Here is a 16,110-nt window from a genome sequence, read left to right as displayed (position 1 = left end):
GCAATGCCCAAGACAAAAGACGTCAAGAAGGTCGTGCTCGCCTATTCCGGCGGTCTCGACACCTCCATCATCCTGAAATGGCTACAGACCGAGCTCGGCGCCGAAGTCGTCACCTTCACCGCCGATCTCGGCCAGGGTGGCGAGCTGGAGCCGGCGCGCCAGAAGGCTGAGATGATGGGCATCAAGGATATCCGCGTCGTCGATGTGCGCGAGGAATTCGTCTCGGATTTCGTCTTCCCGATGTTTCGCGCCAACGCCGTCTATGAAGGCACCTACCTGCTCGGCACCTCGATCGCCCGCCCGTTGATTTCCAAGCACCTGGTCGAGATCGCCCAGGAGGTCGGCGCCGATGCCATTGCGCACGGCGCCACCGGCAAGGGCAACGACCAGGTGCGTTTCGAGCTGTCGGCCTATGCGCTGAATCCCGACATCAAGGTCATCGCGCCGTGGCGCGACTGGTCGTTCAAGTCGCGCACCGACCTGATCAACTTCGCCGAGCAGCACCAGATCCCGGTGGCCAAGGACAAGCGGGGGGAGGCGCCGTTCTCGGTCGACGCCAACCTTCTGCACTCCTCTTCCGAGGGCAAGGTGCTGGAAGACCCGTGGAGCGAGCCGCCGGAATTCGTCCATCAGCGCACCGTCTCGCCGATGGACGCGCCGGACAAGGTCACCGAGATCGAGATCGAATTTTTGAAGGGCGATCCGATTGCGCTGAACGGCAAGAAGCTGTCGCCGGCCGCCATGCTGACGGCCCTCAACGATCTTGGCCGCGACAATGGCATCGGCCGGCTCGATCTGGTCGAGAACCGCTTCGTCGGCATGAAATCGCGCGGCGTCTACGAGACCCCCGGCGGCACCATCCTGATCGTCGCCCACCGCGCCATCGAATCGATCACGCTCGACCGCGGCGCCGGCCACCTCAAGGACGAGTTCATGCCGCGCTACGCCGAGCTGATCTACAACGGCTTCTGGTTCTCGCCCGAGCGGCTGATGCTGCAGGCGATGATCGACAAGAGCCAGGAGGACGTCGAAGGCACGGTGCGCCTGAAACTCTACAAGGGCAATGTCATGGTCACCGGCCGGAAGTCAAAGAAGACGCTCTATTCCGACGCACTGGTCACCTTCGAGGATGACCGCGGCGCCTACGACCAGAAGGACGCCGCCGGCTTCATCCGCCTCAACGCGCTGCGGCTGAGGACGCTGGCGGCAAGGAGCCGCAAGGGTGAACCAAACTAGTGTTCCAGGAAAACCCGGCGGTCACGCAGGGTTTTTATTTGGTACCTCTAATATAAGAGGCCAAGCTGGCTGACATGGTTTCCGTTTGACCTTTTAAAAGCCTCATCTAAATTCCTTCGCGGGACGAGGGATTCTGATCGTGAAAAACGCCATTTTTCTCATGCTTGCGGCGGCCATCGTCTTTACCGGATGCCAGTCCTCGCAGGCGGCCGCGAAACGCGAGCAGGACGGGTGCATCTCCGCAGTCCATTTGTGGAGCATCACGTTCAAGCACGAAATCGCCTCTTTCATGGGCGTCTCGCAGGAGCGCATGCCAGCCCTGTTCTGCCAGCGCCTTGGCGAAGGGGTCCGCAGCGGGCGGATCAGCCACTCCGATTTGAACAGAGTGCAGCTAGACCTGCCCACCGAGATATGGCTGGTCATCAAGGGCAAGTCAAAGGCGGCTGCCAGGGCCGCGCCAGCGCCGCGGAACTCCAACTTCCGTACCTGCAACGGTATTACCGGTACCTACCAGATTCCCGCTTCCCGCAAATGCCCAGTGAGCGGCTACGCTCAGCTCGACCAACCGACCAAAATCGATATAGAGGGCAGGCCAAAGGCGGTTCCGCCAATGCGGAGGAACTCCAAGTTCCGTACCTGCTCAAATGTTTACAGCGGCTCCTTCGAGGTTCCCGCTTCCGAGAAATGCCCGTCGGGCGGTGGCTACGTGGGCAATTGAGGAACCCAGGCGCTCGCCGCTCTTGCCTCACGCACCAACAAAAAACCCGGCGCATGGCCGGGCTTTCCGTTCTTCGATCTGGATATTTCTATCAGCCGCCGTCGATCGCGTCGGCGATCTGGGCGATGGCCTGCTGGTAGACGCTGGCGGAATTCCAGCCGGCGATGGCCCCCATATTCGCACTCGCGCTCGCACCCGCCCGCCAGCCATGAGCCTTGAGAAAGTTGGCCGTCGAAGCCAAGGCCGTCGCCTTGTCGCGCAGATTTCCGTTGCCGACGCCATACTTCAGGACATTGCCGGGCAGGAACTGCGTATGGCCGATCTCGCCATGCGCAGCGCCGACCGACGAGGCGCTCAGCGCGCCGCGATCGACCAGCTTCAGCGCCGCAATGGCATGCGGGTAAAAGAAGCCCGGGCGACGGCAATCATAGGCAAGCGTCAGAATGGCGGAGACCGTGTTCTGGTTGCCCAGGGAGGCTCCGAAGCCGGTTTCCATGCCCCAGATGGCCAGCAACACGCCCGGCGACACCCCGTAATTGCTCTCGATCCTGTCGAACATCGCTGCATTCGACTTCTTCAGCGCACGGCCCCTGGAAATGATCGCAGCTCCGCCACGACGCTTCATGAAGGCGTCCACCGAACCGCTGAACGCCTTGTGGATGGCGCGGTCGACGGAGATTGTCTTTGTCGCGTAGCTGGCACCGGCCAGAGCAGCCAGACCCTTCCCGCCGACACCTTCGGACCTGGCCTGCGCGGCAAAGTCCTGCTTCCACGCCTCGAAGCCCGCGCCGGTCTTGCCGCAGCTGGCCGCCGCCTGCGCGCCCGTCGCCAGCGCAAGTACCGCGACCACCGCGGCAGCAATAATCTTTCCCTTGGCAAGCAATGCCATGCTTTTTCTCCTGATTGCCTGAATCACGTCCCGGTTGCGAACTTGCCAGCGAAACGCGCCATTGTCACCGTACCCCCGGCGCTACCCTGGCCAATGCAGCGGAATTTGCTTACGATCAAGTGCTTATTGTGGCCGAAACGCCCGGCGCCGGGCAGGCGAATTCGCTGCTCGGGTAAAAAGAGGTGACGGGGGCATGGAACGGCGGCCCGTGGCGGGCGTTTGGGCGAGGCGCCGCTCCGCACCATATTCCTCCTCTGACGCCATACGCCAACGCCTGACGCATCGAGATCGACATGAAACTGTTCGACTGCCCGCATTGCGGCCACCGCCTCTACTTCGAGAATGCGCAGTGCCTGAATTGCGGGAGTCTCGTGCTTTACGATCCCGAGCATGCGCGCTTTGCCTTGTCTGATGTCGACGGCATCTTCCACTGCACCAATGCGGATGAATGCGCCTGCAACTGGATGGCCGAACCGGGCCATACTTACTGCCGCGCCTGCGTGCTGAACCAGCTGATCCCCGACCTCTCCGTCGACGGCAACCGCCGCCGCTGGATTCGCGTCGAGGCGGCCAAGAAGCGCGCCGTCTATTCGCTGCTCGCCTTCGGCCTTCCGGTAGCGCCCAAGCACAAGCACGGCGATGAAATCGGCCTCGCCTTCGACTTCATTGCCGATCCGATCGGCGGCGGTCCCGGCGGCGAACGCATCCTTACCGGCCACGACAACGGCCTGATCACGCTCAACGTCGCCGAGGCGGACTCGGCCGAGCGCGAGCGGCGGCGCGTCGAGATGGGCGAAAATTACCGCACGCTGCTTGGTCATTTCCGTCATGAGCTTGGCCATTACTACTGGGACCGGCTGATCCGCGACGTGCCGCAACGGCTCGAAGCCTTCCGGGCGCTGTTCGGCGACGAACGCCCGGACTACGAGCAGGCGCTGAAGGCCTATTACGCCAATGGCGCTGCGCCCGACTGGCAGCAGAACCACATCTCCGCCTATGCGACGTCGCATCCATGGGAGGACTGGGCCGAGACCTGGGCGCACCATCTCCACATCACCGACACGCTGGAGATGGTGCACGCGCTGAATTTTCCACTCGGCCAGCTTGAGACGATGGAGACCAATGTGCTGCCGCAAGGCGACACCGGCGGCCGGTTGCAGGCGGCGCCCGCGGAACCCAACGCCGTGCCCGAGCCGTTCGGAAAGATTCTCGCCCGCTGGCTGGTACTCTCGGAAGCCTCCAACTCGATCAACCGCTGCATGGGCCTGCCCGATCTTTATCCCTTCGTCATTTCGGACGTGACGGCGCAGAAACTCAGCTTCGTGCATGAGCTTTTGACCGGTTTGCCGAAAGAAACCGGAACAAATCGTGAGCTGGCGTCGGTATTTTAGCCGGAACGCATGCGCTCTGGTTTCGTTTGGTGTCGCGAGGGACCATGAAAGGGAGAGAAACCATGAGACGCATATTGTTTCCGGCCGTCGCCGGGGCGCTTGTCGCGATGTCGGGTGCGGCACTCGCCGATACCGCCGTCTCGGCCGTCACCGATCTTAATGTGCGCGCCGGCCCCGGCCCGCAATATCCTGTGATCGGCGTGCTCGCCGCCGGCCAGTCGGCGACGCTCAATGGCTGCATCGAAAACAGCAAATGGTGCACCATTGCCGAAGCCGGAGGCCAGGGCTGGGTCTATTCCGACTATGTCACGGCCGATTTCGGCGGCAACCGGGTCGTTCTGACACGCCGCCCCGCCGACGCCGCCATCACCGTGGTTACACCGCCGCAGGATGATTATCCCGATACCTATACCGGTGCGATTCTGTCCGACGACGGCCCCGTCGACGCCATCGACAGGCCACCGGCGGAAGTCGGCACCTATGTCAGCACGCACCGGCTCGATCCTGTCTATCTCGAGGGCGAGGTGGTGACCGGCGCTACCTTGCCCGACACGGTCGAACTACGCGAAATCCCCGACTACCGCTACCGCTACGTCTATGTGAATGGCCAGCAGGCGCTGGTCGACCCGCAGACACGGCGCATCATGTACGTCGTGCGCTGATTTTGCCTGGAAAGAATGACAAGTGAACTCGTGCCGCCCTCCTGCCGAGGCTGAGGGCGGCAAAAGGGTCGCTGAACAGCAGCAATTGCGCGAGAGCCGACGATCCCCTAGATCATGCGACCCGATGCGTTCGGCAGAGGAACTCGCGTGATATCAGATCCAGCCGCCTTCGAGCGCTATAGCAACACGGCCACCGAAAAGACGAACCTGCCGCGGCTGATAATCGGAACGGCGGTCGTCGTCCTGTTCTGGGTGGCGATCACCCTGGTTGTGGTGCTTGGCGGCACCTATGTCGCGATCGTCTGGCATGTATTGCCGGACGATCCGCGCGGGCCGCTTCAGGGCTTTCTGGCCTCGCCCATCGGCATACTCACCGCACTCACCTCGTTTACCGGCATCTGGCTCGGCCTCTGGCTTGCCATGCGTTTCGTCCATGGCGAGCCGCTCTCGGCGCTTTTCGGCGCCAGTCGCCGCGTGTCCTTGTCGGGCTTCCTCAAGGGCCTGGTCGCGGTGCTGATCACATCGGCGCTTTCCGAAATCCTGCTCTACTGGCTACAGCCCGAAATCGCCCGCGGCACGATCAACCTGTCGACCTGGCTGCTGTTCCTGCTCCCCATCGTGGCGCTGACCCTGCTGCAGACCTCGTCCGAGGAGATGCTGTTTCGCGGCTATCTGCTGCGCGGCCTGGCCAGGCGCTTCGAGAGCCCTTACGTGTGGGCGCTATTGCCCGCTTTGCTGTTCACCTCCTTGCATTGGAGCCCGGGCTCGACCCCCGCCATCAACGCCTGCGTGCTGGCCTCGATCGCCGCCTTCGCCTTGCTGTTGACGCTGGTGGTTTATGTCACCGGCAATCTCGGCGCCGCCTTCGGCGCCCATCTCGGCAACAATCTCACCGGCTTCCTGCTGATCTCGCATCAGGAGAACTACAATTCCTTCGCCCTGTTCAACGCCAAGCCGCTGGAAGGTCCGGACTGGACGACGACGGATGCCGTCATCATCGCCGCCATCGGTATCGTCTGCACCTTGCTGACGATCCTGCTGCTTCTGCACCCGCGCTCGCCGCTGAAGGTTACGGCCGACCCTCGGGATGCAGGGTGAACTAAACAGGGACCGATCCAGAGACCGGCAAGCCGCCCTTGTCTTGACTCTTCGGCCGATTTCCTGTCTACAGCCCCGAAATCCGCGACGAGTATCCCTCCGAGCAAGCCGACCAGGACGCCAAAACCTTTTGAGGTGGGTGCTGTAAACAGATCCTGGAGGCCAACACCCGGCAGCGCTGAGCGCCCCCGGGTGCTTTTTGGTTTTGAGCTTTGCTTGGATGAGCGGCGCGAACGCACTACCTCTCGGGCACCATCGGGGTGCCTGAGAAAAAGGAAACGGAATGTTTGAATCGCCGCAGGAGCGCACAAGAGGCGTGGAGGGCCATCGGCCCGACAGGGATCACCATGAATCCAAGGCGCTCTCGCGCGGCGGGTTGACCAATGTTTGAATCACTTCAGGAGCGCCTTGGCTCCATCCTGAACGGCCTGACAGGCCGCGGCGCGCTGTCGGAGGCTGATGTCTCGGCGGCGTTGCGCGAGGTGCGCCGTGCGCTGCTCGAGGCGGACGTTGCGCTGGAAGTGGTGCGTTCCTTCACCGACAAGGTGCGCGAAAAGGCCGTCGGCGCCGCCGTCGTCAAGTCGATCAAGCCCGGACAGATGGTCGTCAAGATCGTCCATGACGAGCTGGTCGACATGCTCGGCGCCGAGGGCGTCGCCATCGACCTCAATGCGCCGGCGCCGGTCGTCATCATGATGGTCGGCCTGCAGGGCTCCGGCAAGACGACGAGCTCGGCCAAGATCGCCAAGCGCCTGACCGAGCGCCAGAACAAGAAGGTTCTGATGGCCTCGCTCGACACGCGGCGGCCCGCGGCACAAGAGCAGCTGCGCCAGCTCGGCGAGCAGGTCAAAGTCGCGACCCTGCCTGTCATTGCGGGCCAGAACCCGGTCGACATCGCCAGGCGCGCCGTCCAGGCAGCCAAGCTCGGCGGTCATGACGTCGTCATCCTCGACACCGCCGGCCGCACCCATATCGATGAGCCGCTGATGGTGGAGATGGCCGACATCAAGAAGATGTCGAGCCCGCACGAAATCCTGCTGGTCGCGGATTCGCTGACCGGCCAGGACGCCGTCAACCTTGCCAAAAGCTTCGACGAGCGCGTCGGCATCACCGGCCTGGTGCTGACCCGCATGGACGGCGATGGCCGTGGCGGTGCCGCGCTTTCGATGCGCGCCGTCACCGGCAAGCCGATCAAGCTGATCGGCACCGGCGAAAAGATGGACGGGCTGGAGGAATTCCACCCCAAGCGTATTGCAGACCGCATCCTCGGCATGGGCGACATCGTCTCGCTGGTCGAAAAGGCCGCCGAAAACATCGACGCCGAGCAGGCGGCGGCGATGGCCAAAAAGATGCAGTCGGGCAAGTTCGACCTGAACGACCTTGCCGGCCAGCTTCAGCAGATGTCGAAAATGGGCGGCATGGGCGGCATCATGGGCATGATGCCCGGCATGGGCAAAATGAAGGACCAGATGGCGGCCGCCGGCCTCGACGACAAGATGTTCGGCCGCCAACTCGCCATCATCTCGTCGATGACCAAGGCCGAGCGCGCCAATCCGGACATGCTGAAACATTCGCGCAAGAAGCGCATCGCCGCCGGCTCAGGCACGGATGCGGCCGAGATCAACAAGCTCTTGAAAATGCATCGCGGCATGGCCGACATGATGAAGGCGATGGGCGGCAAGGGCAAAGGCGGCGGCCTGATGCGTGGCATGATGGGCGGCATTGCCTCCAAGATGGGCCTCGGCGGCATGATGCCGGGTGGCCCCGGCGGCATGATGGGTGGCGGCATGCCCGACCTCTCCAAGATGGATCCCAAGCAGCTCGAAGCCTTGCAGAAGCAGATGCCCGGCCTTGGCGGCATGAAGGGCCTGCCCACCCCGAGCGGCGGTGGCCTGCCCGGTCTGCCCGGCGGCATGAAGCTTCCCGGCCTTGGCGGCGGTGGTCTGCCCGGTCTCGGAAAGAAGAAGTGAGGACGCTATGAACGAAGAAAAAGACATGGCCGACGCACGCACCATCCTGGCCGGCTATCGCGCCTCGATCGACAACATCGACGCCGCCCTCATCCATATGCTGGCCGAGCGCTTCCGCTGCACCAAGGCGGTCGGCGTGCTCAAGGCCGAGCATGGCCTGCCGCCCGCCGACCCGGCGCGCGAGCAGGAGCAGATCACCCGCCTTCGCCAGTTGGCGAAGGACGCCCATCTCGACCCCGATTTCGCGGAAAAATTCCTCAACTTCGTCGTCCGCGAAGTGATCCGCCATCACGAGCAGATCGCCGCGTCCAACGGCGCAAGCAAAACCGGCTAACAAAGTGCATGTCGCCCAAAAGTGCGCAGCGGTTTTGGGACATCGACCTGCACCAGACAAAGCCATTAACCCAACACTGACATCAGAAATTTTAGGAGAAACGAAATGCCCTTGAAGATCAGACTGGCCCGTGCGGGCTCGAAGAAGCGCCCTTACTACCACGTCGTCATCGCCGACGCCCGTTCGCCGCGTGACGGCCGGTTCATCGAGTCGATCGGCTCGTGGAACCCGCTGCTGCCCAAGGACGGCGAGCGCGTCAAGGTCGACGCCGACCGCGTCAAGCATTGGCTGTCGCACGGCGCCCAGCCGACCGACCGCGTGCTGCGCTTCCTCGATGAGGCCGGCCTCCTCAAGCGCGAAGCCCGCTCCAACCCGAAGAAGGCCGAGCCCGGCAAGAAGGCGCAGGAACGCGCCTCTCTGCTGAAGAAGGCCCAGGAAGACGCTGCCGCCGCCGTTGCCGCCGCTGCTGCAGCCCCGGCCGAAGCGGAAGCCGCCACCGCCGAATAAGCATCGCGTCATCGCATCGACAAAACGGCGGGCCTGTGCCCGCCGTTTTGCTAATGTGCGGCGATGTCATATGCGTTCGAACGAAAGATGACTGAGCGGACCGTCACGGAAGAGACCCTTTTCGGCGGCGTAGCCGGAACGCTGTTGCGATGCGCCGGCGCCACGACAGGCGTCGTCGTGCTCAGCGGATCGAGCGGCCGCATCGACGTCACCCGCGCCCGGCTCTTTGCCAAGGAAGGAGCATCCGCTCTCGCGCTGCAATGGTTTGGCGGCGAAGGTCAGGTGCCCGGCATTTGCGAGATCCCGCTCGAAACGTTTTTCGCGGCGACCGACTATCTTGTCCAGATGGGATGCCGGCGCATCGTCTATGTCGGGACCTCGAAAGGCGCCGAGGCCTCCCTGCTTGCGGCGGCTCACGATCCACGCATCGGCCTCGTGGTTGCGATCAGCCCGACATCGGTGGTCTGGGGCAATATCGGGCCGGGCCGCGACGGCGTCAGCTGGCCGGAACGATCGTCGTGGACGCTCGAGGGGATTCCTTTGCCGTTTGTCCCAAGCAATCCCGCTTGGAACGCTGAGTATGTCGATGGTCTGGTGTCCTACCGGGGGCTCTTCCTACGTGCCTTGCAAACCTTCAAGGACGCAGCGGCCAAGGCTGCCATTCCCGTCGAAGCTATTTCAGCCGACATTGTTCTGGTTGCGGGCGGCGACGACGCGCTATGGCCATCGCTGGATTTTGCCCAGTCGATCGTTCGGCGTCGCCAGGACACCGCAATGACCACCTGCCTCGTCTCAGTGCCCGACGCCGGCCACCGCATTCTGCTGCCGGGCGAAATCACGCCGCGCTCGAGGCTGCATGCCCATGGCGGCAATGACGACGCCGACACGCGCCTGGGCCGCCTGGCTTGGGAGCATATCCGGGGATTGCTGTAGCGCAGGCAGCCATGGTCCAGCTGCCTTGGGCAACAGCGAAACCGGCGATCTATAGCCGCCGGTTTCCGATGTTGGACCTGGCTGTGTTCAATAACCGTCGGGGCAGCTGGCGATATAGGTGCGCCCGTTGCGGCCGCGGTAGCGACATTGACCGCTTTCGCTGGCACGGCCGATCAGCGCGCCGGCTACGGCGCCGACGGCGCCGCCGACGACGGCGCCCTGAACCGGATCATTTGCCACAGCTGCGCCAACCGCCGCGCCGCCGAGACCGCCGACCGCGGCACCCTTTTCGGTTTGCGAGCACGCACCCAGTGCGGTCGCCAGTACCAGAATGATCATCGCTTTTTTCATTGTCGTTCCTCTCTCACGCGGATCGCCGTCCTCGCCGCCACGGCTCTAACTCCCAGACGGCTGATTTGATCCCGAAGACGTGAGAGATCCCGGTGCGCCCGCCTGTCACATTCGTAACGACCGCCGCCGAGCTTGTTGAAATGCAGGACGTTTTACCTTTCAGTGGCCTTCTTCAGATTGGCGAGGCCAGCCTCGAAATCCTTGCCGATCAGCGTATCGAAATTCATGAAGAGGCCCAAAAGCTTGGCAATGAAGGGCCGGCTGCCGCGCATTGCCCAGGTGACTGCGGTGGTGTCGCCCGAGGGCTTCAGGGTGAAGTCGACGCTGTTGTTGGCCCGGAACGGCTTCTCGAAGTCGAGCTTCAGCGACACCAGCGAGGATGGCACGGAATTGACGATCTCCATGCGTCCCTTGCCGGCCTTGGCATTGCCTTCCCAGGCGTAGGCGGCGCCCTTGCCGGCATCAGCGCCCGACAGCGTGCGCTTCATCAGCGGGTCGAGCTTTTCGTAGGGTGACCACTCCGGCCAGTGCTTGAAATTGTTGATCAGCGGAAAGATCGCTTCCGGCGCGGCCTTGATGCTGGCGGTGCGGGCGGTGACGAAATCATTCGACCTCGTCGCCGCATAGATGAGCACGGCGGCGATGATGACGACCAGGATGATGAGAACGGTGCTGAGCATGTTTTTCTCCTCGCTTAACGGCTGAACGGGATCAGGGCGCGCACGCTTGGGTCGCGCAGATAGAGACCGCCCCACAGGATGATGCCGAGATAGACGCTAAACAGCGTGTGCGAAAACAAGGGGCTGCCGACGCGCATGTTTGTGGCGATGGCGCCGCCGAGATAGCCGGTGAGCAGGATGGCGCCGAGCACCGAGGTGCGGGGCAGCGCATAGAGCGCGGTCGAGATCAGCCCGATAATGCCGAGCGTGCGCGCGACATTGACATCGGCCGGCCAGCCGAGCGGCACCATGGTCTGGGTGACGACATCGAGCGGCGGCAGCTTGATGACGCCGTCGAAGATCATGAACAGGATGATGAGGCCGCTGAGCACGCGGCCGGTCCACAGGGCGCCCGACGAGACGGGCATGGTTTGAGAAATACTCACGGGTGTTCCCTCCTAAGTGGTTCGAGCCGTTTGCTGGCTTCGGACCAAGGACGAGCGATGGGGCGGCGATCCTACAGGGTGCGGATTCTTTTTGGGTAGCAGCAAGCAAAAGCCGCTGCGTGGCGATCCTTCACACCCCCCTCTGGCCTGCCGGCCATCTCCCCCGCAAGGGGGGAGATTACACGCTCGACCGCTTCGGCAATGTTCCATGAATGAGCGGAGCATCTAAACCGCCGATCTCCCTCCTTGCGGGGGAGATGCCCGGCAGGGCAGAGGGGGGTGCTGTCCCTCGACCTTGACGGACTATCGACATCCACCAGTCACGGCTATTGATAAGGCTGGGCGAGAGACGAGCGAATGGCCGGAGAGACTGATCTGAAAAAGCTGCTGGCGGCGATGACGCCGGAACTGCTTCCCGGCGTCCATGTCTTCGCCACCCTGGTCCCCGGTGCACCGGTTCCCGAGACGCTCAATCCGGTGATGCTGTTTCGCGAGAAGGAGGGCACGACGCTGATCTTGCCCGAAGACCAGGCCGCCGGGCTGCAGTCCGCCTTCCGCTGCCGCATGATCACCCTGAACGTCCACTCCTCGCTGGAAGCCGTCGGCTTCCTCGCCGCCATCACCGCCCGGCTGGCCGCCGCCGGCATGGGCGTCAATCCGGTCTCTGCTTTCTATCATGACCATCTGTTCGTGCCCGCTGAGCGGGCCGAGGAAGCGATGGAGTTATTGCGCCAACTGGCCAAGGATAGCGCCGGCTGAGTATCAAGCTCGACGCACGTAGAGGATATCCGGCAGGCCTTCTTCATTGGTGGTGCCGTCGCCGAACGCCTCGGGGCGAAAGCCATGGCGCTCGTAGAAGCGACGCGCGCCGGTGTTGGCCTGGAAGCAGTGCAGTTTAACGATCCGCAGTGCCGCCGTCGCTTGCACCAGCAACCGGCTGCCTATGCCTTGCCCCGTCCAGGCGGGGTCGAGATAGAGCTGTTCCACCCAATCGCCGCTGAGGGCAATGAAGCCGACAATGCCGGTGCCGGTCTCGGCGACCGTCACCTGCTGCCGGGACAGCACGATCTCGCGGATGAAGGCAATATCCTCATCCGGCGTGTGGATGACCGGCATCCAGGAGAACGAGCCAAGTGCGGCCCGCATGACAATGGCGATGGTCGCGGCATCCAAAGCCGTGGCGGGGCGCAGCACGATTTTGGTGGGATCGTTCAAAGGCGTTTCTCAACAGAGGTCAGCGCTGCCCCTCATCCCCCTGCCGGGACCTTCTCCCCGAGGACGGGGAGAAGGAAGGTTTCGGCCGAAGGCCGAGCCCGCGACTGCGGGTCGCCGGCTTTCCGGCGCCCCCGCGGAGGGCCCGCCGCGGCAGCGGCGATACGGCCCGTGAGCGAAAACAAACCAGCCGTCAGGCCGCCTTCTTCTTCGGCTGGATCAGGCCGCGCTCGACCAGAAGCTCGGCGATCTGCACCGCGTTCAGCGCCGCGCCCTTGCGCAGATTATCGGAGACGATCCACATCGACAGGCCGTTGTCGATGGTCGAGTCCTCGCGGATGCGCGAGATGAAGGTGGCGTCCTCGCCGGCCGATTCCAGCGGCGTGATGTAGCCGCCATCCTCGCGCTTGTCCAAGACCTGGCAGCCTGGCGCTTCGCGCAGGATATCGCGCGCCTCGTCGGCGGTGATCGGCTTTTCGAACTCGATGTTGACGGCTTCGGAATGGCCGATGAACACCGGCACGCGCACGCAGGTCGCCGTCAGCTTGATCTTGGGGTCGAGCATCTTCTTGGTCTCCGCGACCATCTTCCACTCTTCCTTGGTCGAGCCGTCATCGAGGAAGACGTCGATATGCGGAATGACGTTGAAGGCGATGCGCTTGGTGAACTTCTTGACCTCGACGCCATCGGCGACGAACACCGCGCGGGTCTGTGTAAAGAGTTCGTCCATGCCTTCCTTGCCGGCGCCGGATACCGATTGATAGGTGGCGACGACGACGCGCTTGATGGTGGCGACATCGTGCAGCGGCTTCAGCGCCACGACCAGCTGCGCCGTCGAGCAGTTCGGATTGGCGATGATGTTCTTGCGGGTGAACAGCGAGATCGCATCCGGGTTCACTTCCGGCACGATCAGCGGCACGTCCTGGTCATAGCGGAAGGCCGACGAGTTATCGATGACGACGCAGCCCTGCTTGCCGATCTTCGGCGACCACTCCTTGGAGACGTTGCCGCCGGCCGACATGATGCAGATGTCGGTGTCGGAAAAATCATACTGGTCGAGCGTCTTGACCTTCAGCGAACGGTCGCCGAACGACACTTCGGTGCCCTGGCTGCGCCGCGAGGCCAGCGCCACGACTTCGCTTACCGGAAAGCCGCGCTCTTCCAGTATGTTGAGCATTTCGCGCCCCACATTGCCCGTGGCGCCGACTACCGCAACTTTGAAACTCATCAGAAATCTCCTGTCCCTCTCCGCTTGGTTTTTGGAGAAACCCGCCGGCCAATGCGGGTTTCGTCCCCCGGGCCGGACCCGGGAGAGGGTGGTTAGGCCAAGGGAATCACACCGTTTTGGTGGTGGTTTTGGCCATAGTTTTGCTGGAACGGTAAGACGCGCCAACGCGCCCGGCCCCATGATTGTGGCCGGGGAAGTCGAATGCAAGAAGAGCCATCAGAAGGCCGCGCATCGAAAATGATCCCGTTCGATGCCGGCTTTTACGCGGTTTGCGTCAGGAGTCAATTGCGGCAAGGCACTCGCTTGCCCTGTACAATAGCGGCCGCAAGAAGTACGAACGCCCAAATAGTGTTTGGCTGGCGTGGCGCCAGCCCCGGCATGTGCTGCATGATGAGCCCATGCCCCGAATTCCGAAAGAGTGAGATGTCCAATTTCGAACGTATCGTTCCTGCGCTGGCAGAGGCGCTGGAAAAACGCGGCTATACCGAGCTGACGCCGGTGCAGAAGGCGGTGCTGGAACTCGGCGAGGCCGACGCTCTGGTGTCGGCGCAGACCGGCTCCGGCAAGACTGTCGCCTTCGGCCTCGCTTTGGCGCCGACCCTTCTTGGAAGCGCCGAGCGTTTTGACCAGGCTGGCGCACCGCTGGCGCTGGCCGTGGCGCCGACGCGCGAGCTCGCTCTGCAGGTGATGCGCGAATTGCAATGGCTCTACGCGCCGACCGGCGCCACCGTCGCGTCCTGCGTCGGCGGCATGGACATGCGCTCCGAACGGCGCGTGCTGGAGCGCGGCGCCCACATCGTCGTCGGCACGCCCGGCCGCCTGCGCGACCACATCACCCGCAACTCTCTCGACATGTCGGCGCTGAAAGCCGTGGTGCTGGACGAGGCCGACGAGATGCTCGACCTCGGCTTTCGCGAGGACCTCGAATTCATCCTCGATGCCGCACCGGCTCAGCGCCGCACGCTGATGTTTTCGGCCACCGTGCCGCGCTCGATCGCCACGCTGGCGCAAGGCTATCAGCGCGACGCCGTACGCATCTCGGCCGGCGGCGAGGAAAAGCAGCATCTCGATATCGAGTACCGGGCGCTGAATGTCGCCTATCCCGACCGCGAGAACGCCATCATCAACGTGCTGCGGTTTTACGAAGCGAAGAACGCGCTGGTGTTCTGCAACACCCGCGCCGCCGTCAATCATCTGACGGCACGCTTCAACAACCGCAATTTTTCCGTCGTCGCACTGTCGGGCGAGCTCAGCCAGAACGAACGCACCCACGCGCTGCAGGCGATGCGCGACGGCCGCGCCAAGGTCTGCATCGCCACGGATGTCGCGGCGCGCGGCATCGACCTGCCCAATCTCGAACTGGTCATCCACGCCGATCTGCCGACCAATCCCGAAACGCTGCTGCACCGCAGCGGCCGAACCGGCCGCGCCGGACGCAAGGGCGTCAGCGCGCTGATCGTGCCCAACGGCGCCCGCAAGCGCACCGAGCGCCTGCTGCAGAATGCCGGCCTCAAGGCGACATGGGCGAGCCCGCCCTCCGCCGACGACGTGATCAAGCGCGACGACGAGCGCATCCTTGCCGATCCAGCCTTCGACGAGCCGGTAGCCGAGGACGAGCGCGGTTTCGTCGACACGCTTCTGGCCAGGCATGGCGCCGAACAGATTGCGGCCGCCTTCGTGCGCCAATGCCGCGCCAGCCGCTCGGCGCCCGAGGAGCTTACGGATGTCGCACCGTTCACGCCTTCGCGTGACAAACCGGCGGGCGAAAAATTCGAGCGCCGCGATGAAGCGCCAAGCCGGCGCGACGACTTCGGCGACAGTGTCTGGTTCTCGCTGTCGATCGGGCGCAAGCAAAATGCCGAGCCGCGCTGGCTGATCCCGATGCTGTGCCGCACCGGCAACATCTCCAAGCGCGAGATCGGCTCCATCAAGATGCAGCAGGATGAGACCTACGTGCAGATCGCGGCCGACTGGGCCGATCGCTTCCTCGCCGCCATCGGCCCCGACAAGAAGCTGCAGGGCAACATCGTGGTGAAGCGGCTGGACGGCACGCCCGACCTGTCGCGCGCCGGCTACCAGGCGCCGAAGCCCGACAAGAAGCCGCATCGCGGCAAGCGCCCGTTCGAGGCGCCGCAAAGCGCACACAAGCCGAAATTCGAGAAGCGGGAACGGCCCGCCGGCGATGCAAAACCTTGGGCCGGGAAACCGAAATTCGACAAGGCGGGACCGCCGAAGAACAAGAAGCCGAAGAAGCGGCCGGTTTGAGGCTCTTATCGGCCAATTACAAATGCAGGCGCTGCCCCTCATTGCCCTGCCGGGCATTTCTCCCCGTATAGTGACGGGAGAAAGGGCGGACCGCAGCCTTGGCGCTCTTCTTGCAGCGTTGGTGATTGGCGGAATCGTCGATAACAGCGACCCCTCTCCCCGTCACTATACGGGGAGGGGATGCCGGCAGGCAGGTGAGGGGCAGCGCCAA

The 16,110-nt window shown here is 63.5% G+C and carries 17 protein-coding genes; 11 read left to right on the top strand and 6 right to left on the bottom strand.

Annotated elements, in window-relative coordinates:
* The first annotated feature begins 3 nt into the window (after nucleotides 1-3).
* Together NKI15_RS29860 and NKI15_RS29855 are read left to right on the top strand one after the other, a co-directional pair.
* Complete coding sequence (locus NKI15_RS29860; RefSeq protein ID WP_023747393.1) at nucleotides 4-1,236, top strand: argininosuccinate synthase; 1,233 nt, start codon at nucleotides 4-6, stop codon at nucleotides 1,234-1,236.
* A gap of 139 nt (nucleotides 1,237-1,375) precedes the next feature.
* Nucleotides 1,376-1,954 (top strand): hypothetical protein, encoded by a 579-nt coding sequence (locus NKI15_RS29855; protein WP_352887849.1) that lies wholly within the window; start codon nucleotides 1,376-1,378, stop codon nucleotides 1,952-1,954.
* A gap of 91 nt (nucleotides 1,955-2,045) precedes the next feature.
* Here NKI15_RS29855 and NKI15_RS29850 read toward each other — a convergent pair whose 3' ends face one another.
* Nucleotides 2,046-2,843 carry a lytic murein transglycosylase gene (locus tag NKI15_RS29850; protein WP_023671711.1) on the bottom strand — a complete coding sequence of 266 codons (798 nt, stop codon included), beginning with the start codon at nucleotides 2,841-2,843 and terminating at the stop codon, nucleotides 2,046-2,048.
* Nucleotides 2,844-3,136: 293 nt separating this feature from the next.
* Between NKI15_RS29850 and NKI15_RS29845 the strand changes: the two genes are divergently transcribed.
* From NKI15_RS29845 to NKI15_RS29815, 7 genes are all read left to right on the top strand, one after another.
* A complete protein-coding gene (locus NKI15_RS29845; protein ID WP_023683835.1) occupies nucleotides 3,137-4,234 on the top strand; it encodes a zinc-binding metallopeptidase family protein in 1,098 nt (365 codons plus the stop codon).
* Between the two features lie 62 nt (nucleotides 4,235-4,296).
* Nucleotides 4,297-4,896, top strand: a complete 600-nt coding sequence (locus tag NKI15_RS29840; protein WP_023683834.1) for a DUF1236 domain-containing protein — start codon at nucleotides 4,297-4,299, stop codon at nucleotides 4,894-4,896.
* A gap of 147 nt (nucleotides 4,897-5,043) precedes the next feature.
* Nucleotides 5,044-5,994 (top strand): CPBP family intramembrane glutamic endopeptidase, encoded by a 951-nt coding sequence (locus NKI15_RS29835; RefSeq protein ID WP_023702592.1) that lies wholly within the window; start codon nucleotides 5,044-5,046, stop codon nucleotides 5,992-5,994.
* A 383-nt stretch (nucleotides 5,995-6,377) separates the two neighbouring features.
* Nucleotides 6,378-7,964, top strand: a complete 1,587-nt coding sequence (gene ffh / locus NKI15_RS29830) for a signal recognition particle protein (protein WP_352514912.1) — start codon at nucleotides 6,378-6,380, stop codon at nucleotides 7,962-7,964.
* A 7-nt stretch (nucleotides 7,965-7,971) separates the two neighbouring features.
* Complete coding sequence (locus NKI15_RS29825; protein WP_023671706.1) at nucleotides 7,972-8,298, top strand: chorismate mutase; 327 nt, start codon at nucleotides 7,972-7,974, stop codon at nucleotides 8,296-8,298.
* 105 nt (nucleotides 8,299-8,403) lie between these two features.
* Nucleotides 8,404-8,805 (top strand): 30S ribosomal protein S16, encoded by a 402-nt coding sequence (gene rpsP, locus NKI15_RS29820; protein WP_023671705.1) that lies wholly within the window; start codon nucleotides 8,404-8,406, stop codon nucleotides 8,803-8,805.
* 87 nt (nucleotides 8,806-8,892) lie between these two features.
* Nucleotides 8,893-9,738, top strand: coding sequence for an acyl-CoA thioester hydrolase/BAAT C-terminal domain-containing protein (locus NKI15_RS29815; protein WP_023687658.1), 846 nt, complete (start codon nucleotides 8,893-8,895; stop codon nucleotides 9,736-9,738).
* Between the two features lie 87 nt (nucleotides 9,739-9,825).
* Here the strand turns inward: NKI15_RS29815 and NKI15_RS29810 are convergent, their stop codons facing one another.
* The 3 genes from NKI15_RS29810 to NKI15_RS29800 form a co-directional block, all read right to left on the bottom strand.
* On the bottom strand, nucleotides 9,826-10,089 hold the full coding sequence (locus NKI15_RS29810) for a YMGG-like glycine zipper-containing protein (protein WP_023683830.1): 264 nt from the start codon (nucleotides 10,087-10,089) through the stop codon (nucleotides 9,826-9,828).
* 152 nt (nucleotides 10,090-10,241) lie between these two features.
* Entirely contained in the window at nucleotides 10,242-10,769 is a 528-nt protein-coding gene (locus NKI15_RS29805; protein WP_352514911.1) for an SRPBCC family protein, read from the bottom strand.
* Between the two features lie 14 nt (nucleotides 10,770-10,783).
* A complete protein-coding gene (locus NKI15_RS29800; protein WP_023687655.1) occupies nucleotides 10,784-11,194 on the bottom strand; it encodes a DoxX family protein in 411 nt (136 codons plus the stop codon).
* A 357-nt stretch (nucleotides 11,195-11,551) separates the two neighbouring features.
* On the opposite strand from NKI15_RS29800, the gene NKI15_RS29795 reads away from it, so the two are divergent.
* Nucleotides 11,552-11,953 carry an ACT domain-containing protein gene (locus tag NKI15_RS29795; RefSeq protein WP_352514910.1) on the top strand — a complete coding sequence of 134 codons (402 nt, stop codon included), beginning with the start codon at nucleotides 11,552-11,554 and terminating at the stop codon, nucleotides 11,951-11,953.
* Nucleotides 11,954-11,956: 3 nt separating this feature from the next.
* On the opposite strand, the gene NKI15_RS29790 is transcribed toward NKI15_RS29795, so the two are convergent.
* The gene (locus tag NKI15_RS29790; RefSeq protein WP_352514909.1) at nucleotides 11,957-12,409 is read right to left on the bottom strand and encodes a GNAT family N-acetyltransferase; all 453 of its coding nucleotides are present in this window, start codon (nucleotides 12,407-12,409) and stop codon (nucleotides 11,957-11,959) included.
* Between the two features lie 190 nt (nucleotides 12,410-12,599).
* Nucleotides 12,600-13,634 carry an aspartate-semialdehyde dehydrogenase gene (locus NKI15_RS29785; RefSeq protein ID WP_023671698.1) on the bottom strand — a complete coding sequence of 345 codons (1,035 nt, stop codon included), beginning with the start codon at nucleotides 13,632-13,634 and terminating at the stop codon, nucleotides 12,600-12,602.
* 423 nt (nucleotides 13,635-14,057) lie between these two features.
* Between NKI15_RS29785 and NKI15_RS29780 the strand changes: the two genes are divergently transcribed.
* Nucleotides 14,058-15,899: a DEAD/DEAH box helicase gene (locus NKI15_RS29780; protein ID WP_352514908.1), complete on the top strand. Its 1,842-nt coding sequence runs from the start codon at nucleotides 14,058-14,060 to the stop codon at nucleotides 15,897-15,899.
* The last annotated feature ends 211 nt before the right edge of the window (nucleotides 15,900-16,110 follow it).

The organism is Mesorhizobium sp. M0862, assembly GCF_040319795.1.
Lineage (GTDB): Bacteria > Pseudomonadota > Alphaproteobacteria > Rhizobiales > Rhizobiaceae > Mesorhizobium.
This window is presented reverse-complemented; position numbering and strand designations above follow the sequence as displayed.

Excerpts from the sequence above, each read along its gene's own strand:
- NKI15_RS29825 (WP_023671706.1), top strand. The coding sequence starts at position 7,972 with ATGAACGAAGAAAAAGACATGGCCGACGCACGCACCATCCTGGCCGGC.
- NKI15_RS29780 (WP_352514908.1), top strand. The coding sequence starts at position 14,058 with ATGTCCAATTTCGAACGTATCGTTCCTGCGCTGGCAGAGGCGCTGGAA.
- rpsP (WP_023671705.1), top strand. The coding sequence starts at position 8,404 with ATGCCCTTGAAGATCAGACTGGCCCGTGCGGGCTCGAAGAAGCGCCCT.
- NKI15_RS29845 (WP_023683835.1), top strand. The coding sequence starts at position 3,137 with ATGAAACTGTTCGACTGCCCGCATTGCGGCCACCGCCTCTACTTCGAG.
- ffh (WP_352514912.1), top strand. The coding sequence starts at position 6,378 with ATGTTTGAATCACTTCAGGAGCGCCTTGGCTCCATCCTGAACGGCCTG.
- NKI15_RS29805 (WP_352514911.1), bottom strand. The coding sequence starts at position 10,769 with ATGCTCAGCACCGTTCTCATCATCCTGGTCGTCATCATCGCCGCCGTG.
- NKI15_RS29815 (WP_023687658.1), top strand. The coding sequence starts at position 8,893 with ATGACTGAGCGGACCGTCACGGAAGAGACCCTTTTCGGCGGCGTAGCC.
- NKI15_RS29860 (WP_023747393.1), top strand. The coding sequence starts at position 4 with ATGCCCAAGACAAAAGACGTCAAGAAGGTCGTGCTCGCCTATTCCGGC.
- NKI15_RS29785 (WP_023671698.1), bottom strand. The coding sequence starts at position 13,634 with ATGAGTTTCAAAGTTGCGGTAGTCGGCGCCACGGGCAATGTGGGGCGC.
- NKI15_RS29850 (WP_023671711.1), bottom strand. The coding sequence starts at position 2,843 with ATGGCATTGCTTGCCAAGGGAAAGATTATTGCTGCCGCGGTGGTCGCG.
- NKI15_RS29810 (WP_023683830.1), bottom strand. The coding sequence starts at position 10,089 with ATGAAAAAAGCGATGATCATTCTGGTACTGGCGACCGCACTGGGTGCG.
- NKI15_RS29795 (WP_352514910.1), top strand. The coding sequence starts at position 11,552 with ATGGCCGGAGAGACTGATCTGAAAAAGCTGCTGGCGGCGATGACGCCG.
- NKI15_RS29840 (WP_023683834.1), top strand. The coding sequence starts at position 4,297 with ATGAGACGCATATTGTTTCCGGCCGTCGCCGGGGCGCTTGTCGCGATG.